The sequence below is a fragment of the uncultured Slackia sp. genome (genome assembly GCF_944321625.1).
GTDB lineage: Bacteria > Actinomycetota > Coriobacteriia > Coriobacteriales > Eggerthellaceae > Slackia.
Window position 1 is genome coordinate 1 of sequence record NZ_CALUMA010000008.1, and the last position, 24,187, is coordinate 24,187.

General features: G+C 59.5%; 22 protein-coding genes and 4 tRNA genes. 24 read left to right on the plus strand and 2 right to left on the minus strand.

Translation table 11 applies throughout. The features are described 5' to 3' along the window. From Q0J60_RS00680 to map, 12 genes are all read left to right on the plus strand, one after another. The coding region (locus Q0J60_RS00680) for a sodium/proline symporter (RefSeq protein ID WP_294438272.1) at positions 1 to 1,455 on the plus strand (1,455 nt) is incomplete at its 5' end. Positions 1,456 to 1,839: 384 nt separating this feature from the next. Beyond that, positions 1,840 to 1,924 (plus strand) — tRNA-Tyr (locus tag Q0J60_RS00685). 4 nt (positions 1,925 to 1,928) lie between these two features. Next, positions 1,929 to 2,004, plus strand: a tRNA-Thr gene (locus tag Q0J60_RS00690). 44 nt (positions 2,005 to 2,048) lie between these two features. Beyond that, positions 2,049 to 2,125: transfer RNA gene (locus Q0J60_RS00695), tRNA-Met, on the plus strand. 85 nt (positions 2,126 to 2,210) lie between these two features. Beyond that, positions 2,211 to 3,413: an elongation factor Tu gene (tuf, locus tag Q0J60_RS00700; RefSeq protein WP_294438273.1), complete on the plus strand. Its 1,203-nt coding sequence runs from the start codon at positions 2,211 to 2,213 to the stop codon at positions 3,411 to 3,413. 120 nt (positions 3,414 to 3,533) lie between these two features. Next, entirely contained in the window at positions 3,534 to 3,683 is a 150-nt protein-coding gene (gene rpmG / locus Q0J60_RS00705) for a 50S ribosomal protein L33 (RefSeq protein ID WP_123208177.1), read from the plus strand. 12 nt (positions 3,684 to 3,695) lie between these two features. Then, positions 3,696 to 3,771: transfer RNA gene (locus Q0J60_RS00710), tRNA-Trp, on the plus strand. A gap of 101 nt (positions 3,772 to 3,872) precedes the next feature. Then, positions 3,873 to 4,274: a preprotein translocase subunit SecE gene (gene secE / locus Q0J60_RS00715; protein WP_294438274.1), complete on the plus strand. Its 402-nt coding sequence runs from the start codon at positions 3,873 to 3,875 to the stop codon at positions 4,272 to 4,274. 1 nt (position 4,275) lies between these two features. Beyond that, positions 4,276 to 4,809: a transcription termination/antitermination protein NusG gene (nusG, locus tag Q0J60_RS00720; protein ID WP_123208175.1), complete on the plus strand. Its 534-nt coding sequence runs from the start codon at positions 4,276 to 4,278 to the stop codon at positions 4,807 to 4,809. Between the two features lie 98 nt (positions 4,810 to 4,907). Beyond that, positions 4,908 to 5,402, plus strand: a complete 495-nt coding sequence (gene rplK, locus Q0J60_RS00725) for a 50S ribosomal protein L11 (RefSeq protein WP_294438279.1) — start codon at positions 4,908 to 4,910, stop codon at positions 5,400 to 5,402. Positions 5,403 to 5,456: 54 nt separating this feature from the next. Then, complete coding sequence (gene rplA / locus Q0J60_RS00730; protein WP_294438280.1) at positions 5,457 to 6,167, plus strand: 50S ribosomal protein L1; 711 nt, start codon at positions 5,457 to 5,459, stop codon at positions 6,165 to 6,167. Between the two features lie 177 nt (positions 6,168 to 6,344). After that, entirely contained in the window at positions 6,345 to 7,118 is a 774-nt protein-coding gene (gene map / locus Q0J60_RS00735; RefSeq protein WP_294438281.1) for a type I methionyl aminopeptidase, read from the plus strand. Positions 7,119 to 7,121: 3 nt separating this feature from the next. Here map and murJ read toward each other — a convergent pair whose 3' ends face one another. Then, positions 7,122 to 9,194, minus strand: a complete 2,073-nt coding sequence (gene murJ / locus Q0J60_RS00740) for a murein biosynthesis integral membrane protein MurJ (protein WP_294438282.1) — start codon at positions 9,192 to 9,194, stop codon at positions 7,122 to 7,124. Positions 9,195 to 9,274: 80 nt separating this feature from the next. Here murJ and Q0J60_RS00745 point away from each other — a divergent pair, with 80 nt between their 5' ends. Next, entirely contained in the window at positions 9,275 to 10,135 is an 861-nt protein-coding gene (locus tag Q0J60_RS00745) for an NAD(+)/NADH kinase (protein WP_294438283.1), read from the plus strand. Between the two features lie 465 nt (positions 10,136 to 10,600). Here Q0J60_RS00745 and Q0J60_RS00750 read toward each other — a convergent pair whose 3' ends face one another. Then, the gene (locus Q0J60_RS00750) at positions 10,601 to 12,082 is read right to left on the minus strand and encodes a DUF1846 domain-containing protein (RefSeq protein WP_294438284.1); all 1,482 of its coding nucleotides are present in this window, start codon (positions 12,080 to 12,082) and stop codon (positions 10,601 to 10,603) included. A 290-nt stretch (positions 12,083 to 12,372) separates the two neighbouring features. Here Q0J60_RS00750 and Q0J60_RS00755 point away from each other — a divergent pair, with 290 nt between their 5' ends. From Q0J60_RS00755 to mraY, 11 genes are all read left to right on the plus strand, one after another. Next, a complete protein-coding gene (locus Q0J60_RS00755) occupies positions 12,373 to 13,992 on the plus strand; it encodes a CTP synthase (RefSeq protein ID WP_294438285.1) in 1,620 nt (539 codons plus the stop codon). Further along, complete coding sequence (gene xerD / locus Q0J60_RS00760) at positions 13,989 to 14,945, plus strand: site-specific tyrosine recombinase XerD (RefSeq protein ID WP_294438286.1); 957 nt, start codon at positions 13,989 to 13,991, stop codon at positions 14,943 to 14,945. Before Q0J60_RS00755 ends, xerD begins: the two co-directional genes overlap by 4 nt. Before the next feature lie 235 nt (positions 14,946 to 15,180). Continuing rightward, positions 15,181 to 16,158 carry a CPBP family intramembrane glutamic endopeptidase gene (locus tag Q0J60_RS00765; RefSeq protein WP_294438287.1) on the plus strand — a complete coding sequence of 326 codons (978 nt, stop codon included), beginning with the start codon at positions 15,181 to 15,183 and terminating at the stop codon, positions 16,156 to 16,158. 10 nt (positions 16,159 to 16,168) lie between these two features. Beyond that, a complete protein-coding gene (locus Q0J60_RS00770; protein WP_294438289.1) occupies positions 16,169 to 16,852 on the plus strand; it encodes a helix-turn-helix domain-containing protein in 684 nt (227 codons plus the stop codon). A 45-nt stretch (positions 16,853 to 16,897) separates the two neighbouring features. Further along, complete coding sequence (locus Q0J60_RS00775) at positions 16,898 to 17,239, plus strand: hypothetical protein (protein ID WP_294438290.1); 342 nt, start codon at positions 16,898 to 16,900, stop codon at positions 17,237 to 17,239. A gap of 593 nt (positions 17,240 to 17,832) precedes the next feature. Beyond that, the gene (locus Q0J60_RS00780; RefSeq protein ID WP_294438291.1) at positions 17,833 to 18,267 is read left to right on the plus strand and encodes a division/cell wall cluster transcriptional repressor MraZ; all 435 of its coding nucleotides are present in this window, start codon (positions 17,833 to 17,835) and stop codon (positions 18,265 to 18,267) included. A gap of 18 nt (positions 18,268 to 18,285) precedes the next feature. Then, a complete protein-coding gene (gene rsmH, locus Q0J60_RS00785) occupies positions 18,286 to 19,248 on the plus strand; it encodes a 16S rRNA (cytosine(1402)-N(4))-methyltransferase RsmH (RefSeq protein ID WP_294438292.1) in 963 nt (320 codons plus the stop codon). Positions 19,249 to 19,316: 68 nt separating this feature from the next. Continuing rightward, positions 19,317 to 19,850, plus strand: coding sequence for a cell division protein FtsL (locus tag Q0J60_RS00790; RefSeq protein ID WP_294438293.1), 534 nt, complete (start codon positions 19,317 to 19,319; stop codon positions 19,848 to 19,850). Between the two features lie 9 nt (positions 19,851 to 19,859). After that, entirely contained in the window at positions 19,860 to 21,578 is a 1,719-nt protein-coding gene (locus Q0J60_RS00795) for a penicillin-binding protein 2 (protein ID WP_294438294.1), read from the plus strand. Positions 21,579 to 21,628: 50 nt separating this feature from the next. Then, positions 21,629 to 23,050 carry a UDP-N-acetylmuramoyl-tripeptide--D-alanyl-D-alanine ligase gene (murF, locus tag Q0J60_RS00800; RefSeq protein WP_294438295.1) on the plus strand — a complete coding sequence of 474 codons (1,422 nt, stop codon included), beginning with the start codon at positions 21,629 to 21,631 and terminating at the stop codon, positions 23,048 to 23,050. Then, positions 23,047 to 24,102 carry a phospho-N-acetylmuramoyl-pentapeptide-transferase gene (gene mraY / locus Q0J60_RS00805; protein WP_294438296.1) on the plus strand — a complete coding sequence of 352 codons (1,056 nt, stop codon included), beginning with the start codon at positions 23,047 to 23,049 and terminating at the stop codon, positions 24,100 to 24,102. The genes murF and mraY overlap by 4 nt, the downstream gene beginning before the upstream one ends. Positions 24,103 to 24,187: the final 85 nt, after the last annotated feature.

Below are 24,187 nucleotides of genomic sequence, written 5' to 3' on the forward strand. Positions count from 1 at the left end.
CTGGGCGGTCGCGGGCTAGGCCCGTGGCTTACGGCCCTTTCCGCCGAGGCGTCTGATATGTCGGGCTGGCTGCTCATGGGCCTGCCGGGCATCGCGTATTTCTTGGGCGCGTCGAACGCCATGTGGACCGCCATCGGCCTGGCGATCGGCACCTATCTCAATTGGAAGTTCGTGGCGCGTCGCCTGCGCAAGTATTCCGAGGTGGCAGGCAATTCCATCACGCTGCCCGATTTCTTCAGCAACCGCTTCCATGACGATAAGCGCGTGCTGATGAGTGTGGCTGCCATCATCATCTTGCTGTTCTTCTGCATTTATTGCGGCAGCTGTTTCGTCACCTGCGGCAAGCTGTTCACCCAGCTGTTCGGTCTCGATTACACCACTATGATGATTCTGGGCGCTCTTGTCGTGTTCGTGTACACGTTCGTGGGCGGCTATCTTTCTGTATGCACCACCGACCTCATCCAGGGCTCCATCATGATCTGCGCGCTGGTGATCGTGTTCATCGGCAGCGTTGGCATGGCGGGCGGCGTGGACAATACCGTCGCATTCCTACAGTCGATTCCCGGCTTCCTTTCTGCCACCGAGCAGGCGAACCCGACGCTTGGCGCCGATGGCGTGCAGCTGGTGGAAAACGGCATGCCCGTATTTGGCGATGCGGCCATCTACGGCACCGGCGCCGTGACCATCATCGGATGCCTCGCATGGGGCCTGGGCTATTTCGGCATGCCGCAGGTGCTTGTGCGTTTCATGAGCGTGCGCCACTCCGACGAGATCAAGAAGAGCCGCATCATCGCCACCATCTGGGTTGTCATCTCGCTGGCGAGCGCCGTGTGCATCGGTCTGGTGGGTCGCGCCGCCATGCCGGATGCGTTCCTCACGTCGTCGAGCGCCGAGAACATCTTCATTCTGCTGGCTCAGGTGATGCTGCCCGCGTTCGTGTGCGGTCTTGTGGTGTCGGGCATCTTTGCCGCCACCATGTCCTCGTCTTCGAGCTATCTGCTTATCGCGGGTTCAGCCATTTCCCAGAACCTTTATAAGGGCATCATCAATAAGAACGCTTCCGAAGCGCAATGCATGTTCGTGTCGCGCGTGGCGCTGACCGTCATCCTGATTTTTGGCATTGTGATCGCGCTCGATCAGAACTCCTCCATCTTCCAGGTGGTGTCGTATGCATGGGCGGGATTCGGCGCGAGCTTTGGCCCTCTTATGCTCCTGAGCCTGTATTGGCGTCGCACGAACAAACAGGGTGCTTTGGCGGGCATGCTCGTGGGTGCCATCACCGTCATCGTGTGGAGTTTCCTCATCAAGCCCCTGGGCGGTATCTTCGGTATCTACGAACTTCTTCCGGGCTTCATCTTCTCCTTGGTCGCCATCGTGGTGGTGTCGCTTTTGACGGAGCCTCCGTCGAAGGCGATTACCGATGAGTTCGATTCCTATATGGATGCAGATGTATAAGGGGCGCATCCGCGACAAGTTCGATGGGCTTGTTGAAAAGGAGTAGGTTACGCAGCGCTTTGGTTGCCGCCTACGGGCATGACGGAGCGCTTCAAAGGGAACAACAGAGGGAACGGGCGTCGAAAGGCGCCCGTTTTTTATAAAAAAAATTTTGGGACATTTTTGAAGCAGGGAAGGGGAAAGAGGGTACACGGGGAATGAAACACCAGTTCAATGTGGACAAGTAGGCAAGATATGGATGGATACACCCGGAGGCGTGTAAAGTGTTGACACGGCTAGGATGCTAGCGTATTATGCTTTCGCTCTCGCGTTCGGGAACATCTGCGAAACGCGAAAGCGGCAGCTTGATAAGTACACATAACGCATCGAGCACTTTGATGAACTGGGCGTGTGCCCGAGTGGTTAAAGGGGACGGGCTGTAAACCCGTTGGCTCTGCCTACCTAGGTTCGAATCCTAGCGCGCCCACCAGTTCGCCCGTGTAGCTCAGTCGGTAGAGCACTTCGTTGGTAACGAAGAGGTCACCGGTTCAAGTCCGGTCGCGGGCTCCAGTTTACCTGCTCTTCATTGCCCACCGGCAATGCGAGTTATATTCGGCGGTGTAGCTCAGTTGGTTAGAGCACACGGTTCATACCCGTGGCGTCACTGGTTCGAATCCAGTCACCGCTACCATTTGCATTGTACACGCGTCCTTTGGGCGCGTGTATTTCTATCACGTTAGTATTTTGGTCATTCGACCATTCCAAGAGGAGGAATAATGGCTAAGGAGAAGTTCGAGCGCAGCAAGCCGCATGTGAACATCGGCACCATCGGTCACGTTGACCATGGTAAGACCACCCTGACGGCTGCTATCTCCAAGACCCTGTCCGAGAACGACGGGTCCCATGGCACCGCCCATGCTGACTTCACCGCCTTCGATCAGATCGACAAGGCTCCTGAAGAGCGTGAGCGCGGCATTACCATTTCTATCGCTCAAATCGAGTACGAGACCGACGCTCGTCACTACGCTCATGTTGACTGCCCCGGCCACGCCGACTACGTCAAGAACATGATCACCGGTGCTGCCCAGATGGACGGCGCTATCCTGGTTATCGCCGCTACCGACGGCCCCATGGCTCAGACCCGCGAGCACATCCTGCTCGCTCGTCAGGTCGGCGTGCCCTACATCATCGTCTTCCTGAACAAGTGCGACATGGTTGACGACGAGGAGCTCATCGAGCTCGTCGAGATGGAGACCCGTGAGCTGCTCACCGAGTACGAGTTCCCCGGAGACGACATCCCGGTCATCCGCGGTTCCGCTCTGAAGGCTCTCGAGGGCGACAAGGAGTGGCAGGAGAAGATCTGGGAGCTCATGGACGCTGTGGACTCCTACATCCCCACCCCCGAGCGCGACGTCGACAAGCCGTTCCTGATGGCTGTCGAGGACACCATGACCATCACCGGCCGTGGCACCGTTGCTACCGGTCGTGTTGAGCGCGGCGTTCTGCATGTTAACGATCCGCTGGAGATTGTCGGTATCCGTGAGACCCAGAACACGGTCTGCACCGGTATCGAGATGTTCCGCAAGCTGCTCGACGAGGCTCAGGCTGGCGACAACATCGGCTGCCTGCTCCGCGGCATCAAGCGCGAGGACATCGTGCGCGGCCAGGTTCTGGCCAAGCCGGGTTCGGTTACCCCGCACTCTGAGTTCATGGGCCAGGTCTACATCCTGACCAAGGAAGAGGGCGGCCGCCACACCCCGTTCTTCGACGGCTATCGTCCGCAGTTCTACTTCCGCACCACCGACGTTACCGGCGTTGCCCACCTGCCCGAGGGCACCGAGATGGTTATGCCTGGCGACAACGTTGAGCTCCGCGGCGAGCTGATTCACCCCATCGCTATGGAGGAAGGCCTCCGCTTCGCTATCCGCGAGGGTGGCCGCACCGTTGGCTCCGGCCGTGTGACCAAGATCATCAAGTAACCACTCTTGATACTGGACGTGATTCGATGACGGAGCCCGCTTCTGCGGGCTCCGTTTATCACGGAAGTGCTCCTATGTGTACGAGACAAGCTACGAATCAATCATTCTGAAGGAGAATTCATGCGTACGTTGGTCACTCTGGCGTGCACCGAGTGCAAGCGCCGTAACTACACGACCAAAAAGAACAAGCAGAATAATCCGGATCGCATCGAGATGAAGAAATACTGCAAGTGGTGCCGCAAGCACACTCTGCACAAGGAAACTCGATAAGATAAGGTAAACACGCCAGTAGTTCAATTGGTAGAGCAGCGGTCTCCAAAACCGCAAGTTGAGGGTTCGAGTCCTTCCTGGCGTGCCAGCTTGTTCAAGCAGCTTCAACGCGAGCTGCTTGTTTTGCTGTTTGGTCAAAATTTGTCAAAGGCGATTCTGCGGTTTGAGCCGCATAAGGGATAAGAGGACATGGCGAAGAAATCCAAAACGCAAAGGGCAAAGGCATCTGCTGCGCGTCAGGCGCGCAAAGCCCAGGCTGCCGAGCGTGAGGCCAACGCCGTAGAGGCCACCGTCGAGGAGGCCGCTTCGGAGAAGAAGGGCTTGTTCAAGTCCAAGGCCAAGACCGCCGACGCCAAGCCCGCCAAGAAGGCAGAGGAAAAGAAGCCTGCCAAGCCTAAGAAGCAGCGCTTCAAGTTCCTGCGCGAGGTCAAGGCCGAGATGAAGCGCGTTACGTGGCCTAGCCGCTCCGAGGTGCTTCGTTGGACGGGCGTTGTCGTTGCTGCGCTGGTGTTTTTCGGCGTATTCGTCGCCGTCCTGGACAACCTGATCATCACGCCTTTGATGGTTGCTCTTTCCGGGATAGGAGCCTAGCATGGCAAAAAAATGGTACGTGCTCCACACGTATTCCGGCTATGAGAACAAGGTCAAAAAGAACCTTGAAAGCCGTATCGAGACTATGGGCCTCGAGAACAACGTCTTCGGTATCGAGATTCCCACCGAGATGGTCACCGAAATCAAAGAGGGCGGCCGTCGCGTTGAGAGCGAGAAGAAGGTGTTCCCCGGCTACGTTCTCGTCCGTATGGAGATGGACGATCGCAGCTGGGCTGCAGTGCGCAACACTCCCGGCGTTACGGGCTTCGTGGGCAGCCAGGGCCATCCTGAGCCCCTCACTCGCGAAGAGTTCAACAAGATCATGAAGCGCACGTCGGTCGCCGGTCCTAAGAAGGTCACCTCTTCCTCTCTCGAGGTGGGGCAGGCCGTCAAGGTCACGAGCGGTCCTCTGGCGGACTTCGACGGCACCGTTTCGGAGGTTTCTCCGGAATCCGGCAAGGTCAAGGTCATGGTCTCCATCTTCGGACGCGAGACCCCTGTCGAGCTTTCGTTCGATCAGGTCGCTACGATTTAACGCGAGTATCCTCGACCCGTCGCATGCCTGAGTGGACAGGGCTTCTCATGCGGTGTGGTCGTAAGAGAAAAAGTATTTGAAGGTAAGGAAAGCAAACAATGGCTGAGAAGAAAGTAAGCGGTTTCGTAAAACTGCAGATTCCTGCCGGCGCCGCCAACCCGGCTCCTCCGGTAGGTCCGGCTCTGGGCGCTCAGGGCGTCAACATCATGCAGTTCTGCCAGGCGTTCAACGCCGCCACGCAGGACCAGGCCGGCACCATCATCCCCGTCGAGATCACGGTCTACGAGGACAAGACGTTCACCTTCGTCTGCAAGACTCCTCCCGCGGCCGTTCTGATCAAGGAGAAGCTCGGCATCAAGAGCGGCTCCGGCATCCCGCAGCTGCGCTTCGTGGGCACGCTGACCGAGGATCAGCTCCGCGAGATCGCTGAGATCAAGATGCCCGACCTCAATGCCAACGACATCGAGGCCGCCATGGAGATCGTTGCCGGCACCGCCCGTTCCATGGGCGTGCGCATCGAGGGCCGCGAGATGAAGAAGACCTACGTGCCTTCCAAGAAGCTCGCCGCTATGCTCGCCGGCAAGGCTGAATAAATAGCCTGAATCAGTGGAAGGGCATTGCCCGCCATCACCACGAAAGGAATTTCAATGAAACTCACCAAGAACCAGAAGGCTGCTGCCGAGAAGATCGAGGCTGGCAAGCTGTACACCCCCATGGAGGCCTTCGAGCTCATGAAGGAGATCTCCACTGCAAAGTTCGATGAGAGCGTGGAAGTCCACTTCCGTCTGGGCATCGACACCCGTCAGGCCGACCAGCAGCTCCGTGGCATGGTTTCCTTGCCCAACGGCTCCGGCAAGACCGTGCGCGTGGCCGTCTTCGCCGAGGGCGCTGCCGCTGAGGCTGCCGTGGCCGCTGGCGCCGACATCGTCGGTTCCGACGACCTGGTTGCCGAGATTCAGGCCGGCAACCTGAACTTCGACGCTGCCGTCGCCACGCCCAACATGATGGGCAAGGTCGGTCGTCTGGGCAAGATCCTCGGCCCTCGTGGCCTGATGCCCAACCCCAAGCTGGGCACCGTTACCCCCGACGTGGCAACCGCTATCGCCGACCTCAAGGGCGGCAAGGTCGAGTACCGTGCCGACCGCTACGGCATCGCTCATGTCATCCTCGGCAAGGTGAGCTTCACCGCCGAGAAGCTGGCCGAGAACTACGGCGCTGTGTACGACGAGATTGTGCGCATGAAGCCTTCTGCGGCCAAGGGTCGTTACCTCAAGTCCATTACCGTGGCTTCCACCATGGGCCCCGGCATCTCCATCGACCCCGCCGTTTCCCGCGACTTCGCCACTAAGGCCGAATAAGCGAGACCTTACCTTCTTGAAAGACCCGCTGAGTGCGGGTCTTTCTTTTTACAATCAATTAGACAAGGCTAACAAATAGAGTGCAGATTCCTGCGCTGTGCTACAATGGCGCGCGTGACAAGTGCGAAAAGCTATCGTGCGTGCTTCGCGCTATGGAATGACGAGAAAGCTGTAGATATGATCATCAGGAAATCCAAGGCTGAAATTGAGGCGATGAAAGAAGCGGGCCGCATTTCGGCAAAGGTCTTACGCGAAGTCGGTTCGAAGGTTGCTCCTGGCGTGTCCACACTTGAACTCGACCAGTATGCCGAGGAGCTGATCAGACTCGAAGGAGGCATTCCCGCATTCAAGGGCTACGGCGGTTTTCCTGGTAGCATCTGCGCTTCGATCAACGAGCAAATCGTTCACGGCATCCCTTCGGCCAATGTGATTCTCAAAGAAGGCGATATCATCTCCATCGACACGGGTGCCACGGTGGACGGTTGGGTAGGGGACAACGCATGGACCTATCCCGTGGGAAAGATTTCTCCCGATCTGCAGAAGCTGCTTGATGTGACGGAAAAATGCATGTGGGCAGGGCTCGATGCCGCACGACCTGGTAACCATCTGGGCGATATCGGATATGCGGTTCAGTCTATCGCCGAGGCGCATGGCTACGGCGTGGTGCGCGAGTATGTGGGGCACGGCATTGGCCGCAACATGCACGAGGAACCCAACGTGCCCAATTATGGCCATCGTCATCGCGGCATCCGCTTGGAGGCGGGTATGGTGCTGGCGATTGAACCCATGATTAACATGGGCACGCGCAAGACGCGCCAGATGTCGGACGGGTGGCTTGTAGTGACGCGCGATGGCAAGCCGAGCGCGCATTTCGAGAAGACCGTAGCGATTACTGAGGACGGCCCTGTGGTGCTTACCACCGAGCCTGAATACAGGAGGCCCGTGGGCTAACGGTTAATCGTCGAATTTGGTACGCGCATGACGAGCTCGGGCGATTTTCGTATCGCTCGGGCTCGTTGTTCTCTTGGCGTGTTTCGGTGTCTTGTCTTGCACGTTGCCGCGAGCGTGGCGTGCCGAGGCGATTTTGCGGTCGAGTTCTTGCGATTGCTTCTGTGCGTGGCGAGCACGGGCGGCATGGGAGCCGTCGTTGTGGCCGTATGGCTCATCCCATTGCTCAGATGCGGCTGCGCGATTGGTCGAGTGCCTTGGTGTGTTCTCGCGCATGGCGTTGTCGGTCGGGGGCGTGCATGCGTCATTCCGCCAGTCGTCTTCCGGCGCAGATGCCTGCTCGCCCTCGCGCCACGCATCGGTGGGACTGGCGGAAAGGTCAGATTCGGTTTGTTCCGCAGGTTTGCCACGGCTCAGTTTGCCCATGACGCGGTTCGCGATATTCAGAAGGAACGATGCCTCGGGCAAGCGGAGCTTCACGGCGAGCCCGAATGTGACAATAAGGGCAATGATGCCGCCGCATATGATGCGCATCAGGGCATGGATTATCGAGCCGTCGGAAGGCGCGACGGTGGCTTGGAGAGCCCAGGAGACGCCTGCTCCGATGCCGGCGCCTAGCACGCCCAGGGCAAGCGAGAGGACGATCGCCTTCGCCACGCTGCCCAGGCCGAGCCTGCCGAGTTTCGCGCGCAGGAACACGAAGCACGCGACGTCGAGCACGAGGTAGTACACCGTTTCGCTGAAGGCGACGCTTGCCATGCCGATCATGGGATTGAGCGTGGCCGCCTGAGCGAGGAAAACGGCGATGAACGCAATCTGTATGGCGGCGGAAACCACCATCATGACGGCGTACTGTTTCATGCTGCGTAGCGCCGAAAACGTCTTCTGCATGTAGGTGTTCACGCCGTATACGGGAAGCGATGTGGCCAGCGCGATGAGATAGATCGCAATCTGCGAGATGTTCTCTTGGGTGAAGGCGCCGATGTGGTACAGCGTGACAAGCGGCTCGGCGAACACGATGAGATACAACATGAACGGAATCATGAAGAACAGAATCTGGTTGCTGCCCGACACCACGGCACCCTTGAAGCCATCCATGTCGCCGCGTGTCTGCATGTCCGAAATCTCGGTGAATAGCGTGGTGGTGATGGGCACGGTGAGGAACGCGTAGGGGAGGGTGAACCACAGGCGCGCGTAGGCGATGATAGAGGGGCCGTTGTCCAGATAGGCGTATGCCGCCGCGTTCTGGACTGACACGATGATAAGGCCCGCCACCATGACGATGACCGCGGGAACGCCGATGGAGAGCGTCTCGCGCAAGGCAGGGTCATGCAGGTTCACGTGCGGGCGCAGCTTGATGCCGTTGCGCTTGAGCGCCGGAATCTGGATGGCCATCTGGATGAATACGCCCAAGGGGTTGCCGATGGCTATGATGAGCTTGGCAAGCTCGGGGTCGCCGGGCGCGACGAACGCATAGAGAATGAAGGTGGCGGCAACGATGACGTTGTTGAAGATGGGTGCCGCGCTGCTCCACAGATAATCGCGCGAAGCGTTGAGAAGGCCGCTCACGATGGTGGATACGCCGTAGAACACGATCTGCATTGCAAAGAAACGGAAGAAGAACACCGCGTCGCCCATGGTGCCCTGGTCGTTCATGAAGCTTTGCGTGTAGATGAGCGCAGGCGCGAACACGGTGCACGCAAGCGCCACGAGCCCCAGGATGATGATCACCAGGCTCAGCAGGTTGCTGGCATATTCATTTCCGCCGCGTTCTCCCAGCTTGTTCTTGACCGACATGTATACCGGGAGGAACGCGGTCACCAGCATGCCGCCGATCACCATTTCGTAGAGCATGTTGGGCAGGTTGTTAGCCACCTGGTAGGAGCTTGCGAGCATGGTGGATCCCAGCGCGAATGCCATCGCCCACGTGCGCACGAAGCCCGTAATGCGGGATATGATCACGAAGAAGCTGATGAGAGCGGCCGAACCTCCGATGGCGGACGCATCGGCAGAGGGTTCGGGCTGGACGCGTTGCGCAGTGCGCTTCTCCTCTGATGTGGAAATGTGGTCTCCGCTCATACTACGCTTTCCGGGTTTGGGTATAATGCAAAAGTTATCGCCATAGTAGCGTCTGATGACGTCTTTTGAAACGAGGTATCATGAACATCCTGATTATCCGCAACAACTCCAACGCGGCGGCAATCGATGCGTCGATGCTGCTGGCGACCTATCTGGATTCGCAGGGAGTGGGGCATCAGGAGCTCGATTCCATGCCTCTGTCCATCGAGTCAATCCAGGGCACCAGCGCCGATATCGATATGTCGGCCTTCGACATGGTGGTGTCCCTGGGCGGCGACGGCACGATTCTGCGTGCGGCACGCCTGGTGGGCAAGTCGCGCGTGCCTATTCTGGGCATCAATTTCGGTCATCTTGGATTCCTGGTCAACTCGAGCGAGGACGGCGTGGTTCCCATCGTGGCGGCCGCGCTCGCTGGCGATGTGACGCGCGAAGAGCGCGCCAGCCTCCACGTGGACCTCATTTCCGAGGGCAACGTGGTGGCAAGCCGCTTCGCGCTGAACGAGTTCTCGGTCACGCGCGGTGCGCTGGGTCGCATCATCGATTTCGGTTTGGACATTTCGGGCAACCATATCGTGGATATGCGCGGCGACGGCCTGGTGGTGTCTTCCGCTACGGGCTCTACCGCCTATGCGCTTTCCGCGGGCGGCCCGCTCGTCGCCCCCGACTTCAAGGGTCTGATCGTGGTGCCGCTGGCGCCGCATTCGCTGCTTTCCCGCACCGTGGTCACCGACCCGAACGATATCGTCGAGATCGACCTGTCCCGCAACCCCGAAAGCCGCGAAGCCAGCTACTTCGTAGACGGCGAGTTCATTAGCCTCGACGAGCCCATCGACCGCGTGCTGGTGCGCAAGTCGCACAACCCCACCATCCTGCTGCGCCATAAGAACGAAGGCTTCTACAACGCCATCTCCGAAACCTTCTTCAAGGACACCGCAGACTAACGCAAGCGAGAAAAACGCGTTCTTGGTGAGTCGCAAAATCAAGGCCCGCCTTCGTATTGATAAGAAGCATGAGGGCGGGCCTTGCTGTTGAGTTTGATCGCAGGAGTTTGTGCGTTTGGCGTTGACGTCTCTCGCAAATTGCGGAAAAGCGAAGCGAATTCCGCCGCGCGAAGCGCGCACCAAAAAGGCTCGAGACACTTGGTGGTGTTTCGAGTTCTTAAAGTGTCTCGAACCGAGGGCGAGCAAAGCGATGCCCGCCCAAGAGACTGTGAAAACCTGGAAACGCAGCAGCAATGTCGCCACTGCGAACCGCGGCCGAGCGAAAGCGATGGCCGCCAGAGTGGGCAACAAAGCCCCAATCTCCGGTTTCCCTCAAGAGCTGGTGCGAGGAGTGGGGATAGGGGTTCCAAAGGGGGAAGGGGCGAGGAAACATCCTCGCCCCTTCCCCCTTTGCCCCCGGAGGGCCTACTTGTGGAAAAACCTCCGCTTCTCATACTTGGGCTCACAGCAAACATTAATCCCCAAAGTGCGATACAGCTTCTCATCCGTCTCAGAAATAATCACACTAAAGAACGCATCGCACCCATGCAGCTTATCGGCGCTATCGATCAGCGCCTTCGCCATGGGGTCGGTCGCCGAGCTCACCGAAAGCGCCAGCAGCGTCTCGTCGGAATGCAGGCGCGGGTTGTTGGCGTGCAGCGTGCCGGTCTTCAGGCGGCAGATAGGCTCAATCACCTCGTCACTGATGACGAACAGGTCCTCGTCCACATTGGCCACGCCCTTGAGCGCGTTCATCAGAAGCGACGATGCCGCGCCCAGCAGGTTGGACGTCTTGCCCGTGACCACGCGGCCGTCGGGCAGGACCATGGCTCCCGCGGGGGCGCCGGTGGCCTCCTCCTTCAGAAGGGCTGCCTTGCGCGCGGGGGAGAAGTTGGAATCCACACCCGCCTGGTTCATGAGCAGCTCCAAGCGCTCGACGAACTCCTGGCCCACGCCGGTGCGGCGCGCATCCACGGCCGCCTGGAAGTAGCGGCGCACGATTTCCATCTTGGCGGCATCGCGGCAGGCGTCATCGTCGCAGATGGCGAGGCCGGCCATGTTCACGCCCATATCGGTGGGCGATTTGTAGGGGCACGTGCCAAGGATACGGTCGAGCATGGTCTTGAGCACGGGGAAGATCTCGATGTCGCGGTTGTAGTTCACCGTGGTCTCGCCGTAGGCCTCCAGATGGAAGGGATCGATGGCGTTGGCATCGTCCAGATCAACCGTTGCGGCCTCGTACGCGATGTTCACGGGGTGCTTGAGCGGCAGGTTCCATACGGGGAAGGTCTCGTACTTCGCGTAGCCGGCCTCCACGCCGCGCTTGTGCTCGTGATAGCGCGGCGAGAGGCAGGTGGCCATCTTGCCCGAGCCGGGGCCGGGCGCGGTGACCACCACGAGCGGGCGGGTGGTTTCCACGAAGTCGTTCTTGCCGAAGCCCTCGTCGCTCACGATGGTGCTCATGTCGTTGGGATAGCCGGCAATGGGGTAGTGCAGGTAGCTCTTCACGCCCAGCGAATCCAGCTTGCGACGGAACGCCTTAGCGGAGGGCTGGTCTTGGTAGCGGGTGATCACTACGCCCGCGGTGGCAAAGCCCATGTTGGCGAAGATGTCCAGAAGGCGCAGGGCATCCTCATCGTAGGTGATGCCCAAGTCGCCGCGGACCTTGTTCTTCTCGATATCGTTGGCGTTGATGGCCACGATGATCTCAACGTCGTCGGCGAACTGCTTGAGCATGCGAATCTTGCTGTCGGGCTGGAAGCCGGGCAGCACGCGCGAGGCGTGATGGTCGTCGAACAGCTTGCCGCCGAACTCCAGGTACAGCTTGCCGCCGAACTGTCCAATGCGTTCGCGGATGTGCTCTGCCTGCAGGGCGATGTACTTGTCGTTGTCGAATCCGATGCGCATGGGTATGGCGGCCCCCTTCTCATGTGAAAGACGGATGCCTCGATTTGGGCGTTCCATCTTTGGGCGTATGCTGAACAGAGGGATTATAGCCTAGCGCACGGCGCACGCGGCGGTTTCTCCTGTGTTAATTCGCAAAGCGCTTGAAGCGAGCGCCGCGTCGTGAGATACAATGATGAAACGTCGAAGAGCCGCGCAGGCTCAGAGGCGTTTTTTTATGCACCGAAGCGTTTGGCGGTCGTGCGTGTCGCGCGGGCCATCGAACGTGTTATCTCACGATTGAAGGAGCGTCCATGGCTAAACACATCTTCGTGACGGGCGGCGTGGTTTCGTCGCTGGGCAAGGGCATCACTGCCGCATCGCTGGGGCATCTGCTCAAGGCGCGCGGCTACAAGGTGACCATGCAGAAGATGGATCCGTACCTCAACGTGGATCCGGGCACGATGAGCCCGTTCCAGCACGGCGAGGTATTCGTAACCGAGGACGGCCATGAGGGTGACCTTGACCTGGGTCATTACGAGCGCTTCATCGACGAGAACCTTACGCGCGAATCGAACTTCACGCAGGGCTCCGTTTATCAGAGCCTGATCGCCAAGGAACGCCGTGGCGATTTTCTGGGCGGCACGGTGCAGGTGATCCCGCATGTGACCAACGCCATCAAGGAACGTCTGCGCCGCATCGCCGAAACCACGGGCGCCGACATCGTGATCACCGAGATAGGCGGCACCATCGGCGACATCGAGGGCCAGCCGTTCATCGAGGCCGCGCGTCAGTTCAAAAAAGAGCGCCCGGCGGGCGATGTGCTGTTCGTGCACGTGACGCTCGTGCCCTACATCGCCGCCGCGCACGAGGTGAAGACCAAGCCCACGCAGCACAGCGTGAAGGAGCTGCGTTCCATGGGCGTGCAGCCCGATTTCATCGTGTGTCGCAGCGACCACGAGGTTTCGTCCAGCGTGCGCGAGAAAATCGCGCTGTTCTGCGACGTTGCGCCTACCGACGTGCTGGCGTGCGTGGACAGCCCCAGCCTCTACGAGGTGCCTTTGGGGCTCTATGACCAGGAATTCGACCTCAAGGTGCTGGACAAGCTGGGCCTCGAGGCGCACGACATCGACCTCTCGCCGCTGCGTGCGTTCCTCTCTGCCGAGAAGAGCCGCGAGGGTCAGGTGGATATCGCCGTGGTGGGCAAATACGTGAGCCTGCCCGATGCCTATCTCTCCATCATCGAGGCGCTGCACCATGCGGGCGTGGCCAACGGCGTGAACGCAAAGCTGCACTTGATCGACGCCGAGCGTGTGACCGACGAGACGGCCGAGGAGCTCCTGGGCGAGATGGATGGCATTCTGGTGCCGGGCGGTTTCGGTCAGCGCGCCTTCGAGGGCAAGATTGCCGCGGTGCGCTACGCCCGCACGCACGAGGTGCCGTTCTTCGGCATCTGCCTGGGGCTGCAGGCGGCCGTGTGCGAATTCGCGCGCGACGTGGCAGGCCTCGAGGGTGCCACCTCCTCCGAGTTCGATCAGAACGCGGAGCATCAGGTGGTGTCGCTCATGCCTGACCAGGAGGATATCGACGACAAGGGCGGCATCATGCGCCTGGGCGCGTATCCCTGTAAGCTCGCACAAGGCACGCGCGCGCGACAAATATATGGGGATGAGATCATCTACGAGCGGCATCGCCATCGCTACGAGGTGTCCAACGTCTATCGCCGTACGCTGCAGGATGCGGGACTCGTGATTTCCGGCACGTCGCCCGACGACCGCTTGGTGGAGATGGTGGAGCTTCCCGAGAGCGAGCACCCGTGGTTCGTGGCCAGCCAGGCTCATCCCGAGTTCAAGAGCCGTCCCACGCGTCCGCATCCGCTGTTCGTCTCGTTCGTGGAAGCGGCGTGCAAGGCGCATGGGTCGCGTACCGCATGACGCGCGCTACGCTCAGAAAGACGTTTGACGAGGCGGGTTCGCGTGTGGCGGGCCTGACTCCTTTGCGCGACGAATACCTGTCGCACCTTTCGGTGGAACGCGGGGCGTCGCGCGCCACGCTGCGCTCGTATGCGGACGATTTGGAGGACTATCTCGTGTTCCTGAGCGAGCACGGGGTGGGGAATATCGCTGAGGTGACGCATGCGAACGTGGAGGCATACGCCGCCGACCTGAAGCATCGAGGCTATGCGCCGTCGAGCGTCGAGCGGCATATGGCGGCGGTCAAGGGGTTCAGCAAATTCCTCGTGCGTGAGGAGTATTGCCAGGCGAACCCTGCCGATTTGGTGCCGCTGCCCAAGATTCCCGAGCGTCTACCCGATGCCATCACGGTGGAGCAGGCCGATGCGCTGCTTTCACAGCCGTTTCGCGACGGGCCTTTGGGGCTGCGCGATCGGGCCATGCTCGAGGTGCTCTACGGGTGCGGCCTGCGTGTGAGTGAGCTTTGCGGGCTTGACGCGTCCGACGTGTTTTTGGACGAAGGGCTGCTGCGCGTGATGGGCAAGGGGTCGCGCGAGCGCGCGGTTCCTATTGGCGGTATGGCCGAGGCGGCACTTGCGGCATATATGGACGCGGGGCGGCCGAAGCTGGCTGCGAAGGCGAAGCGTACGTGCCTAGCGGTGTTTCTCAATGCGCGCGGCGGTTGTATTTCGCGCCAGAGCGTGCATGCCGTGGTGCGCGACGCAGGGCTTGCGGTGGGAATCAAAGACCTGCATCCGCATACGCTGCGTCACTCGTTCGCCACGCACATGCTGGAGGGTGGGGCGGATTTGCGCGCCATCCAGGAAATCTTGGGACATTCTGATATTTCCACCACCCAGATTTACACCCACGTAAGCCGCGCTCATATTCGTCAAGAGTATTTGGCGGCGCATCCGAGGGCGCGCAAGCGCTGATGTTCTTGATTTTTTCTCAATCATAATTCCTGTTCAAACGCCCTGGCTTGACAGTCGAGGGCGTTTTCATTGACGCAGGTGATGCCGACGCGTAAGAATCCGTGGCGTAAGGAGGCGAGAGTCGTACCGGTCTCGATAAATGGCTGGATGCGGTTGCCGCGGAGAGTTTCAGGCGACACGCATGCTGCCGTTGCAGTCGATGCGTAGCTTACGTTGGGCATGTGAGGGGGTTGAAATGATGGGAATGGTGGCAAGCGTTAACCGTAAAGGTCGTACGGTGGGAGAAAAGTGGGGAGACCGCCATCCTCTTGGTGCGGCTGCGGCGTTTTTCGCGCTATGGATTGTTGCTTTGGTGGTGTTGACGGGTGTTTTCAACCCAATTTTGGTCAATTCTTTCTCAGATAATCCGGCTTCGTTGCGATTGGCGCTCGAGGTTGAATCGTTAGCTACTGTCGTCATTCCTGCAACCGTGTGTCCGTTTGCTTTAGGGCGTTTCGGTTGCGATGCGTCCGAGTTGCGGCGAAGCGCGGGCAAGGGGATGGGCCCTGCTTCGGAGGAGATTGCTTATCGTGATCGTGGTGAGAGTGTTGGTTTTCGTTTTGCGTTCGACAGCGTTTTTCGTCATGTGGGTGCCTTTGTGGGCGGATTGCTGGGCGGTGCTTTATGGTTTGCGCTCGCGTTCGGAGCGCTCGCTGCTTTAGGGGTTGCAACCTTGGGAGTTCCTGCGGATGTGCTTGCGCTTCCCGTATGGATTGTCGCATGTGCCATAAACGCGACGTTCCAGGAGATTCTCGTGCGCGGCTATGCGTTCGATGCAATTTCGCGTGGCGGTGGAGTGGTGGCGGCTACCGTCATAACCACGTTAGTATTCATCGCATTTCATCCTGGTGCATTTGTGTGTGGGCCGATTGCCGTGCTGCAGATTGCGGCAGCGAGCGTGCTTTTGACGGTAGTGCGTATTGTCACGGGAAGCCTCGCCGCACCTATTGCGATGCATGCGGCGTGGAACGCACTAGGCGGCATTGGCTTTGGCGCGGTGATGCTGGCTAACGATTATCCAAGCGTGTTCGGAGCAACCATCGGCGGTCCGGCATGGATTTCCGGCGGCGCTATGGGACTTGAAGGTAGCGTCGTGACGCTTGCCGTCACCGTCGTCCTATGCTTCGCGGTTGCGCTTTTCGCTCATATGCGGTCTTATCGTCGAGGACAATAGGAGGCTCATCATGGAGAGCAAGCAGGTATTCGGCGGCTATATAAAAGAGAAGCGGCAGGCAAAGGGACTCTCACAGCGCGACCTCGCCCAGAAGCTTTACGTTACCGAATCGGCCGTGAGCAAGTGGGAGCGCGGCGTGTCGTACCCCGACATCACGCAAATCACGCCGTTGTGCGAGGCGTTGGACGTGAGCGAGCAAGAGTTGGTCACGGCGAGCGATGACGAGCGCCAGCGCCGAATGGAGCGCGAGGTGGAGACGCATCATAAGGTGCGCCTGGCGTGGCTCATTGTATGGAGCGTGATTTATCTGTTTGTCATCATGGGAGCGGCCACGACAAAGAGTCCTTTAGGTCCGTTTCCTTACGACATCGCACGGGCTGTTGCAGGGTGCCTATTGCTAGCGTCGTTCACGCACGTGCCTGTGTTGGTGAAATCAGAGCGCGGCATGGTAGCATTCTGTTCGGCATACCTTTGCGCGAACCTCTTGATGTTGGTGGAGTACGGGCGCTACGGATGGGTTGGATTGCAGAATTTCAGCCTGTCCTTCGTGGGATTGCTGTTCGGCGTGTGCATTGTGGCGTTGCCGTTCGTGTTGGCGTGGGCGGCGAGGCGCTCGGATGCGGATGCTCTCGCACGACACAAGGGGCTCATCTACCTTTCCGCAGTGTCAATCTTGTTGATGTTCTGGGTGTAAGCCACCTGCCTGCACGACGGGAAAATGCTTGAAGAAGCTTTGCGCATGGATCTAATTGCTGTGGTGATGCTCGTGCCGGTGTGGACGACGTTTCTCTCCCTACGATACATGCGTACTGCGCTGCCGTTTCGCCTTGCTGCGGCAATAGCAGTGTTCGGGGCGTGGGTGTTTGTCGGCGGTGGATTGGTGAATGTGCTTTTCTACGGGGCCTTCGCCTCATTCGATTTCCATATGCATGTGAATTTTGCCGACTGGACTACCCATCCCACGGTCAATGACAATCTGTGCTGGCTGGTGCACATTGTGTGCCTGATTGCCGCTGCAGTATTGTGCGTTGTGGAAGTCGCGCTTCACCGTCCGGCAGACGAAAAGAGTGAGGCCAAGTAGCAAGTTTGGCAATTATTTTGAGTATGCAATCCGTTTTTACATGCTTTTACGCGGTTTCGTCAGTTTTGCCGAGTATGTAATCCATTCCGAGGAAAAAATTCGGTGTTTGATGGGCATTCTGGCATCTTGGGCCTTGTTTTCGGCGGGAAAGCAGGGCCTGAATGAAATTCGGCTTGCTAAATCATCAGATTTTTATTCAAGATGGATTACATACTCAGCAAAACTGACGCGGCGGCAGAATTTGGGGCTGGGGTGGGTTACATACTCGCCAAAACTGACAAAACGATTCTCCCGGAGCGCATTCCACCCGTGGGTGAATCTCCCACCTGCAATACGTTTCGCGTCTGGATGAGTTCCCTTTATCCCGCCCACAACATATTTCCCTCACAAACTTGAATTCAGGGGACGGCACTACATCTTGTGCCGTCTCTTTTTTATGCGCCGGATATGGAAGCGGCGGCTTTGTTTTGGCGCGTTTTAGGATGCGGTGGGGCAATAGTAGATTGAAAGTGGGGGATTTTTCCAATATGGTGGGAGAAAGTGGGATATAATGGCGTCACCGGTTGAGATGTGGGAAAGGAAGGAGCCAGGGGTTGAACGACCTCTTCGGCCAATACCGTTACAAGGTTGACGCCAAGGGACGTCTGTCTCTGCCTGCCCAATTTCGCAAATCTTTGCCGGAAGGCACCGATATGGTCGTGCTGAGCAACACCAAAGCTGGCAAGCTGCTGGTGTATACGCACGAGGAGTTCAAAAAGTGGAAAGAGTCGCTGTTCGAAAAGCGCGGCGGATACGATCCCAATGAGCCCTCGCACGTGAGCCTGGAGCTCGCAATCAACTCGCTGTCTATGCCGGGCACCATCGACGCCGCAGGGCGTATCACGCTTTCGAAAGAGCAGCGTGAAAAGGTGGGCATCGATAAAGACGTGACGCTCATCGGCAACAGCAACCATATCGAAGTGTGGGACACGCAGCGCTGGGAGGATTACCAGAGCAGCATCGATCTCGACGCATTGCTGTTTGGGTAAGCCTGGCGAGGAGTGTTCATGACAACCCAATACCGACATATACCTGTTCTGCTCGCCGAGTGCCTCGAACAATCACACCTAGAAACCCAGCACACGTTCGTGGATGCAACGCTCGGCGGGGCAGGACATTCGTCCGAAGTAGCCAAAATGCTGGGACCTGACGGCATCCTGATCGACATCGATCAGGATGATATGGCTCTAGCGGCCGCGGGAGCTCGCCTGGAATCGCTCAACTTAACCACACCACCCAGGATCGAGCTTCTCCGCGGCAACTTCGGCGACATGGACGAACTGCTCTTGCAGGCGGAGGTTCCCGGGGTGGACGTATTCTTGTTCGACCTGGGAATGTCCTCGCCGCAGATTGACCTTCCGCAGCGAGGCTTCTCCTTCAAGGAGGACGCCCCGCTTGACATGAGGATGTCTCCGGGCAAACAGACCACAACAGCAGCAGAGCTCATCAACACCCTAGACGCAGCAGAGCTCACCCGGATCATCCGCGACAACTCCGACGAGCGATGGGCGAGCCGAATCGCTCAGTTCATCGTCGAGGCGCGGGAACGCAAGCCCATCGAAAGAACGGGCGAGCTGGTGGACATCATCAAAGCCGCCATTCCCGCTTCTGCGCGCCGTGCAGGAGGGCACCCGGCGAAGCGCACCTTCCAGGCGCTCCGCATCGAGGTGAACGGCGAACTTGATGTGCTCAGACGCGGACTTGACGCCGCCATACGCTGGCTCAATCCCGGCGGGCGCATCCTGGTGATTAGCTATCACTCGCTGGAAGACCGCATCGTGAAGGAGGCCTTCGCGGAGCATGCACGTACGTGCACCTGTCCGCCTGATCTGCCGATTTGCGTGTGTCACGCCAATCCGGTGCTCAAGGTGGTCACGCGTAAGCCTATTCTTCCCACCGAAGAAGAGGTGGAACGCAACGCGCGCGCCCGCAGCGCAAAGCTACGCGTGGCGCAAAAACTGAAACGTTAACCCGCGGGGTTTGCCCCGCCGAAGAAAGACCGACCGAAACGCAGCTTATTCACAGAAAGGAGGCCGGTATGAGAAACGAACGTTCCTACCGTGCTTCCCGGTCGGAGACTTCTCGCGCTTCGAGCCGTGCATATGTCGGATCCTCCCGTTCCGCATATCTCTACGGAAGCGCCGCGCCTGCATACCGCCCCGAGTCCGAGCCCGAATTCGGGGTCATTCCGGGACGCCGCGCTCACTCGGATGTAGTCGAGCTTCCCGCTTCTATCATGACCATCGCTCGCGTGGTGGTGGCTGTGGCCATCGTCATCGCTGTTATCGCCTGCGTGCGCGTGGGGCTTTCCGCCATGAGTGTGAACACCTCGATTGCGACCAGTGAGCTCTCCAGCCAGATCGAGACGGCGCGCACCGCCGGCAACGATCTGGAAGTCATGCAGAGCCAGCTCTCCAACTCCACGCACATTAAGCTTGAGGCCACGAGCCTTGGCATGGCGGCGCCTGCGGAAACCACCGTGGTTTCGCTTTCGCCTGACGTGGTGGCCACTGATGCGCAGGGCAATCTCTCTCTTTCTGGCAGCCTTTCGGCCATCGAGAACGCAGGCTAGGCGTCTTTCATGCGAGCGCCTCGAAACGGCAACGCGGTCCCTCAGGGGCCGGGCATTCCTTCTAACAGATTAGCGTGGCTTCTGGTCATCTTCCTGGGGCTCGCCCTGGTATGGGCGGGCCGCCTTGTGTATCTGCAGGTCATCAAGGCTGCCGAATACAGCGATGCCGCCGCCGCCTCGCGCACGCTGAGCATCGACATTCCCGCGCGACGCGGAACCATCTATGACCGCAACGGCAACGTGCTTGCGACCAGCGTGGAGGCTGCTACGGTCTACGTCAACCCTAAAGAGATCACCGACGTGAACGGCACTGCGAACGCTCTTGCGGAAACGCTGGGCGGAAAGGCCGAGGATTACACGGATTACCTTACGCAGGACACCACCTTCGTCTACGTGAAGCGCCAGGCCGACATGGAGAAGGCCGATGCGCTGCGCGAGAAGGCGCTGGCTGGCGTTTATTTCCTCGAAGACACCAAGCGTGTGTACCCCTATGGGCAAACCGCAGGCCAGATCGTGGGTCTGGTGGATGTGGACGGCAATGGCCTCACGGGCCTCGAGTTGTATTACGACGACATCCTTTCGGGCACGCCGGGCGAGCGCGTGTTCCAGACGGGCGGCGTTGACAAGAACGGCGACAGCATCCCCATCCCCGACGGCACCGAGGTGGATGAGCCCGCCGTTGACGGTCAGGACATCGTGATTTCCATCGACATCGACATGCAGAAAGACCTTGAGGACAGGCTTGCCCAGGGTGTCGAGGAGATTGAAGGCAGCGACGGATCCGCCGTGCTCATGGACGCATCCAGCGGCGAGATCCTGGCCATGGCCTCGACGCCGTACCTCAATCCGTCAAACACGTCGAAGATCGAGGAGGGGGCGGATTCCGTCAAGGCCGTCACCCACGCCTTCGAACCGGGCTCCATCTTCAAGACGGTTTCCGCCATGGCGCTTTTAGAGGAAACGTCCATCACGCCCGACGTGCAGATTGACTGCCCGGCCTATCTGGAGGCCGAAGACGGCTATACCGTGTCCGACTCGCATAAGCGTTCCGATGCCGTGTTCTCGTTCCGCGAGATTATAAACGAATCGTCTAACGTGGGCATTACGCTTGCGGTGCGCGATTATCTGGGATTCGGCCCCCTGTACGACAAGATTTTGTCCTACGGCCTCAACGACGTGACGGGCATCGACTACCCTGGCGAGGCGGGCGGTTATCTCGCGCCGGAAATCGACACGTGGTCCAACATCGCTAAATACAACCTGACGTTTGGCCAGGGCGTTTCCGTCACGCCGCTGCAGATGGTTCGATTCTACGGCGCCATCGCCAACAACGGCGTGGCATGCACGCCGCACCTACTCATCTCGAAACCCCAGACGGGCGAGACGCCGACGTATGAGACCGAGCAGATCATCGAGAATACTGAAGCCATTCCCACGATGACCAGCATGCTCGAAACCGTTGTGACCGATGGTACCGGCACGGGTGCCGCCATCGACGGCTACAGGGTTGCCGGCAAGACGGGCACCGCGGAGTACGCCGACGAAGAGCACGGCGGATACGTCACGGGGTCCTGGAATCTGGATTTCACGGGATTTTTGCCGGATGCGTCGCTGCCCTTGGTATGTTTTGTAGGTGTGAACGAGGTTCCTTACGAGCGAAATACCACTGAGGTGTTTCACGATATAATGGCGGATGCTATCGATCGCTACGGCATCGTTCAGGACTGACCTTGTTCGCCCTGCAAGGGTGCGGGAGGAAATGCTAGAAGGCAAGACGCATGAAGTTTTCGATACAAGACATAGTACGCATTACAGGGGGCGATCTTTCGGTTGCCCCTCTCGACGCTCAAGCGCGGGTATGCGGTTTGAGTTGGGATTCGCGTTCGGTTGAGCCAGGGTGGGCGTATGTCGCCATCGTGGGCGAGCGCGTGGACGGCAACGATTACGCCGCTTCGGCCATGCGCTCGGGCGCGGCGGTAGCGCTCATGAGCCGTGTGCCCAGCGAAGACGAGGCCGCGTGTGCTCGCGAGACGGGCGCGGCAATCGTCGTCGTGAAGGACGGCGAAGAAGCCATCATCGCCCTTGCTCGGGCGTGGCGCGCCATGCTGACGGCAACCGTGGTAGGCATCACGGGCTCGGTGGGGAAGACCACCACCAAGGGCCTTGTGCGCCAGGTGCTGTCGAGCAAATTCCGCACCCACGCTACCAAGGGCAATTACAACAATCAGCTGGGCGCACCCTACACGGTGCTCATCACGCCCGAGGATTGCGAGATGCTCGTCGTGGAGATGGGCATGGACCACGCCGGCGAGATCGCGCGCATCTGCAAGACCGCGCGCCCCGATATGGGCGTCATCACTAATGTGGGCGTGTCGCATCTCGAATATCTGGGCACGCGCGAGAATATCGCTCGCGCCAAGGCGGAGCTCGTCGACGCGCTTCCTGAAGGCGGGACGGCGTTTTTGCAGGCCCAAGGAGAATTCACCGATTTCATCCGCGCGCATTCGCGCACCGAGGAGCACGGCGTGAACGTGACGCTGTTCGGTGGCAGCGATTCATGCGCCGACGTGTATGCGACCGATGTCGAGCTTGACGACGAAAGCCATCCTCGCTTCACGCTGCATGCAGGCGATGCCTCCGTGCGTCTCACGCTGGGGCTGCGCGGCATCCACAATGTGGACAACGCCTGCGCCGCTGCGGCGGTGGGCCTGGCGTGCGGCATGAGCCTGGATGAGGTGGCTTCTGCGCTTGAGGCGGCTGAACCCGAGGCGGGTCGCGCGCAGCTCAAGCGTGCGGCGTGCGGCGCGCTCGTGTTCGACGATGCATACAACGCGAGCCCGGCGAGCATGAAGGCTTCGCTCCAGATGCTTTCCTCCTATAAGGCAGCCGGCAAGAAGATTGCCGTGCTGGGCGACATGGGAGAGCTTGGCCAGGCGTCGGATTCCGGTCACTACGACACGGGCACTGCCGCCGCTCAGGCGGGCGTCGATGTGCTCGTGTGCGTAGGCGAGCTCGCTGGCCGCATAGCCCAGGGGGCTATCGATGCCGGCATGGCAGCGGAACAAGTGATAAGCGTGTCCGACGCCCAGGCGGCGGTGGATGCTGTGAAGCCCCGTCTTTCCGAGGGCGATGTCGTATTGGTGAAGGCGTCCCATTTCATGGGTCTCGACCGCGTCGTTGAGGGGGTTGTCGGCGCATGATAAGCAGTCTGTTCTCGTCGTATCCGACGTTTCTGGTGTTTCTGGGGTTCGTGGTCGCGGCGGCCATCACGATGATTCTGATGCCCGCCTGGATCAAGCTCCTCACGCGCACGCATATCGGCCAGCAGGTTCGCGCCGACGGTCCACAGAGCCATCTGGTGAAACAGGGCACGCCCACGATGGGCGGCGTGATCATGCTGATCGCCATCATCGTGACGGTGCTTTTGGTGGTGCCTCCTTCGTTCGGGTTCATCGCGGCCATTCTGGCGACGGTGCTCACTGGCGCCCTGGGCCTGTTCGACGATGCGTCCAAGGTCATTCATGAGCGCTCGCTGGGTCTGACGCCCAAGGGCAAGCTTATCGGTCAGTTCCTCATCGCAAGCGCGTTCATCCTTGCCGTGGTGAACTTCGCCGGCATCGAGCCTACGGTGCAGATTCCGTTCGTGTGCACGCTTGACCTGGGCGTGCTGACCACGGTCATCCCCGTGGGCGGGCTTGAGAACGGATTCCAGATTCCCTGGCTGTACCTCATCTTCTGCAACGTTTTGCTGGCGGGCATGAGCAACGCCGTCAATCTGACCGACGGCCTTGACGGCTTGGCCGCCGGAACGGTGATGGTGGTCATGCTGGTCATGGCGGCCATCGCGTACCGCTGCGACATGCTTCCCATGGCCGTGTTTGGCGCCACCATCGCGGGTGCCTGCGTCGGCTTCCTATGGTTCAACACGTATCCCGCTGATATCTTCATGGGTGACACCGGCTCGCTCGCGCTGGGCACGGCGCTGGGCTGCGCCGCCATCGTGACCAAGACCGAGATCTTTTCCATCATCATCGGCGGTCTGTTTGTTGCCGAGGCTATTTCGGTCATGCTGCAGGTGGTGTACTACAAGCGCACCAAGAAGCGCCTGTTCCTGATGGCACCTTTGCATCACCACTTTGAGAAGAAGGGCTGGAGCGAGACCAAGGTGGTCATCCGCTTCTGGATCGTGTCCGGCGTGCTCGCCGCATTCGGCTTCGTGCTGTGGTTCGTGCAGCCGCTTATGATGGGGTAGAAGCCTCTCTCGCGAGTTCGGGGCGGAAGGGCGGCGGGGAGGACCTCGTGCTCAAACAGTCCTGACTCGCTCGAACATGCCGGGA

Excerpts from the sequence above, each read along its gene's own strand:
- tuf (WP_294438273.1), top strand. The coding sequence starts at position 2,211 with ATGGCTAAGGAGAAGTTCGAGCGCAGCAAGCCGCATGTGAACATCGGC.
- rpmG (WP_123208177.1), top strand. The coding sequence starts at position 3,534 with ATGCGTACGTTGGTCACTCTGGCGTGCACCGAGTGCAAGCGCCGTAAC.
- secE (WP_294438274.1), top strand. The coding sequence starts at position 3,873 with ATGGCGAAGAAATCCAAAACGCAAAGGGCAAAGGCATCTGCTGCGCGT.
- nusG (WP_123208175.1), top strand. The coding sequence starts at position 4,276 with ATGGCAAAAAAATGGTACGTGCTCCACACGTATTCCGGCTATGAGAAC.
- rplK (WP_294438279.1), top strand. The coding sequence starts at position 4,908 with ATGGCTGAGAAGAAAGTAAGCGGTTTCGTAAAACTGCAGATTCCTGCC.
- rplA (WP_294438280.1), top strand. The coding sequence starts at position 5,457 with ATGAAACTCACCAAGAACCAGAAGGCTGCTGCCGAGAAGATCGAGGCT.
- map (WP_294438281.1), top strand. The coding sequence starts at position 6,345 with ATGATCATCAGGAAATCCAAGGCTGAAATTGAGGCGATGAAAGAAGCG.
- murJ (WP_294438282.1), bottom strand. The coding sequence starts at position 9,194 with ATGAGCGGAGACCACATTTCCACATCAGAGGAGAAGCGCACTGCGCAA.
- Q0J60_RS00745 (WP_294438283.1), top strand. The coding sequence starts at position 9,275 with ATGAACATCCTGATTATCCGCAACAACTCCAACGCGGCGGCAATCGAT.
- Q0J60_RS00750 (WP_294438284.1), bottom strand. The coding sequence starts at position 12,082 with ATGCGCATCGGATTCGACAACGACAAGTACATCGCCCTGCAGGCAGAG.
- Q0J60_RS00755 (WP_294438285.1), top strand. The coding sequence starts at position 12,373 with ATGGCTAAACACATCTTCGTGACGGGCGGCGTGGTTTCGTCGCTGGGC.
- xerD (WP_294438286.1), top strand. The coding sequence starts at position 13,989 with ATGACGCGCGCTACGCTCAGAAAGACGTTTGACGAGGCGGGTTCGCGT.
- Q0J60_RS00765 (WP_294438287.1), top strand. The coding sequence starts at position 15,181 with ATGATGGGAATGGTGGCAAGCGTTAACCGTAAAGGTCGTACGGTGGGA.
- Q0J60_RS00770 (WP_294438289.1), top strand. The coding sequence starts at position 16,169 with ATGGAGAGCAAGCAGGTATTCGGCGGCTATATAAAAGAGAAGCGGCAG.
- Q0J60_RS00775 (WP_294438290.1), top strand. The coding sequence starts at position 16,898 with ATGGATCTAATTGCTGTGGTGATGCTCGTGCCGGTGTGGACGACGTTT.
- rsmH (WP_294438292.1), top strand. The coding sequence starts at position 18,286 with ATGACAACCCAATACCGACATATACCTGTTCTGCTCGCCGAGTGCCTC.
- Q0J60_RS00790 (WP_294438293.1), top strand. The coding sequence starts at position 19,317 with ATGAGAAACGAACGTTCCTACCGTGCTTCCCGGTCGGAGACTTCTCGC.
- Q0J60_RS00795 (WP_294438294.1), top strand. The coding sequence starts at position 19,860 with ATGCGAGCGCCTCGAAACGGCAACGCGGTCCCTCAGGGGCCGGGCATT.
- murF (WP_294438295.1), top strand. The coding sequence starts at position 21,629 with ATGAAGTTTTCGATACAAGACATAGTACGCATTACAGGGGGCGATCTT.
- mraY (WP_294438296.1), top strand. The coding sequence starts at position 23,047 with ATGATAAGCAGTCTGTTCTCGTCGTATCCGACGTTTCTGGTGTTTCTG.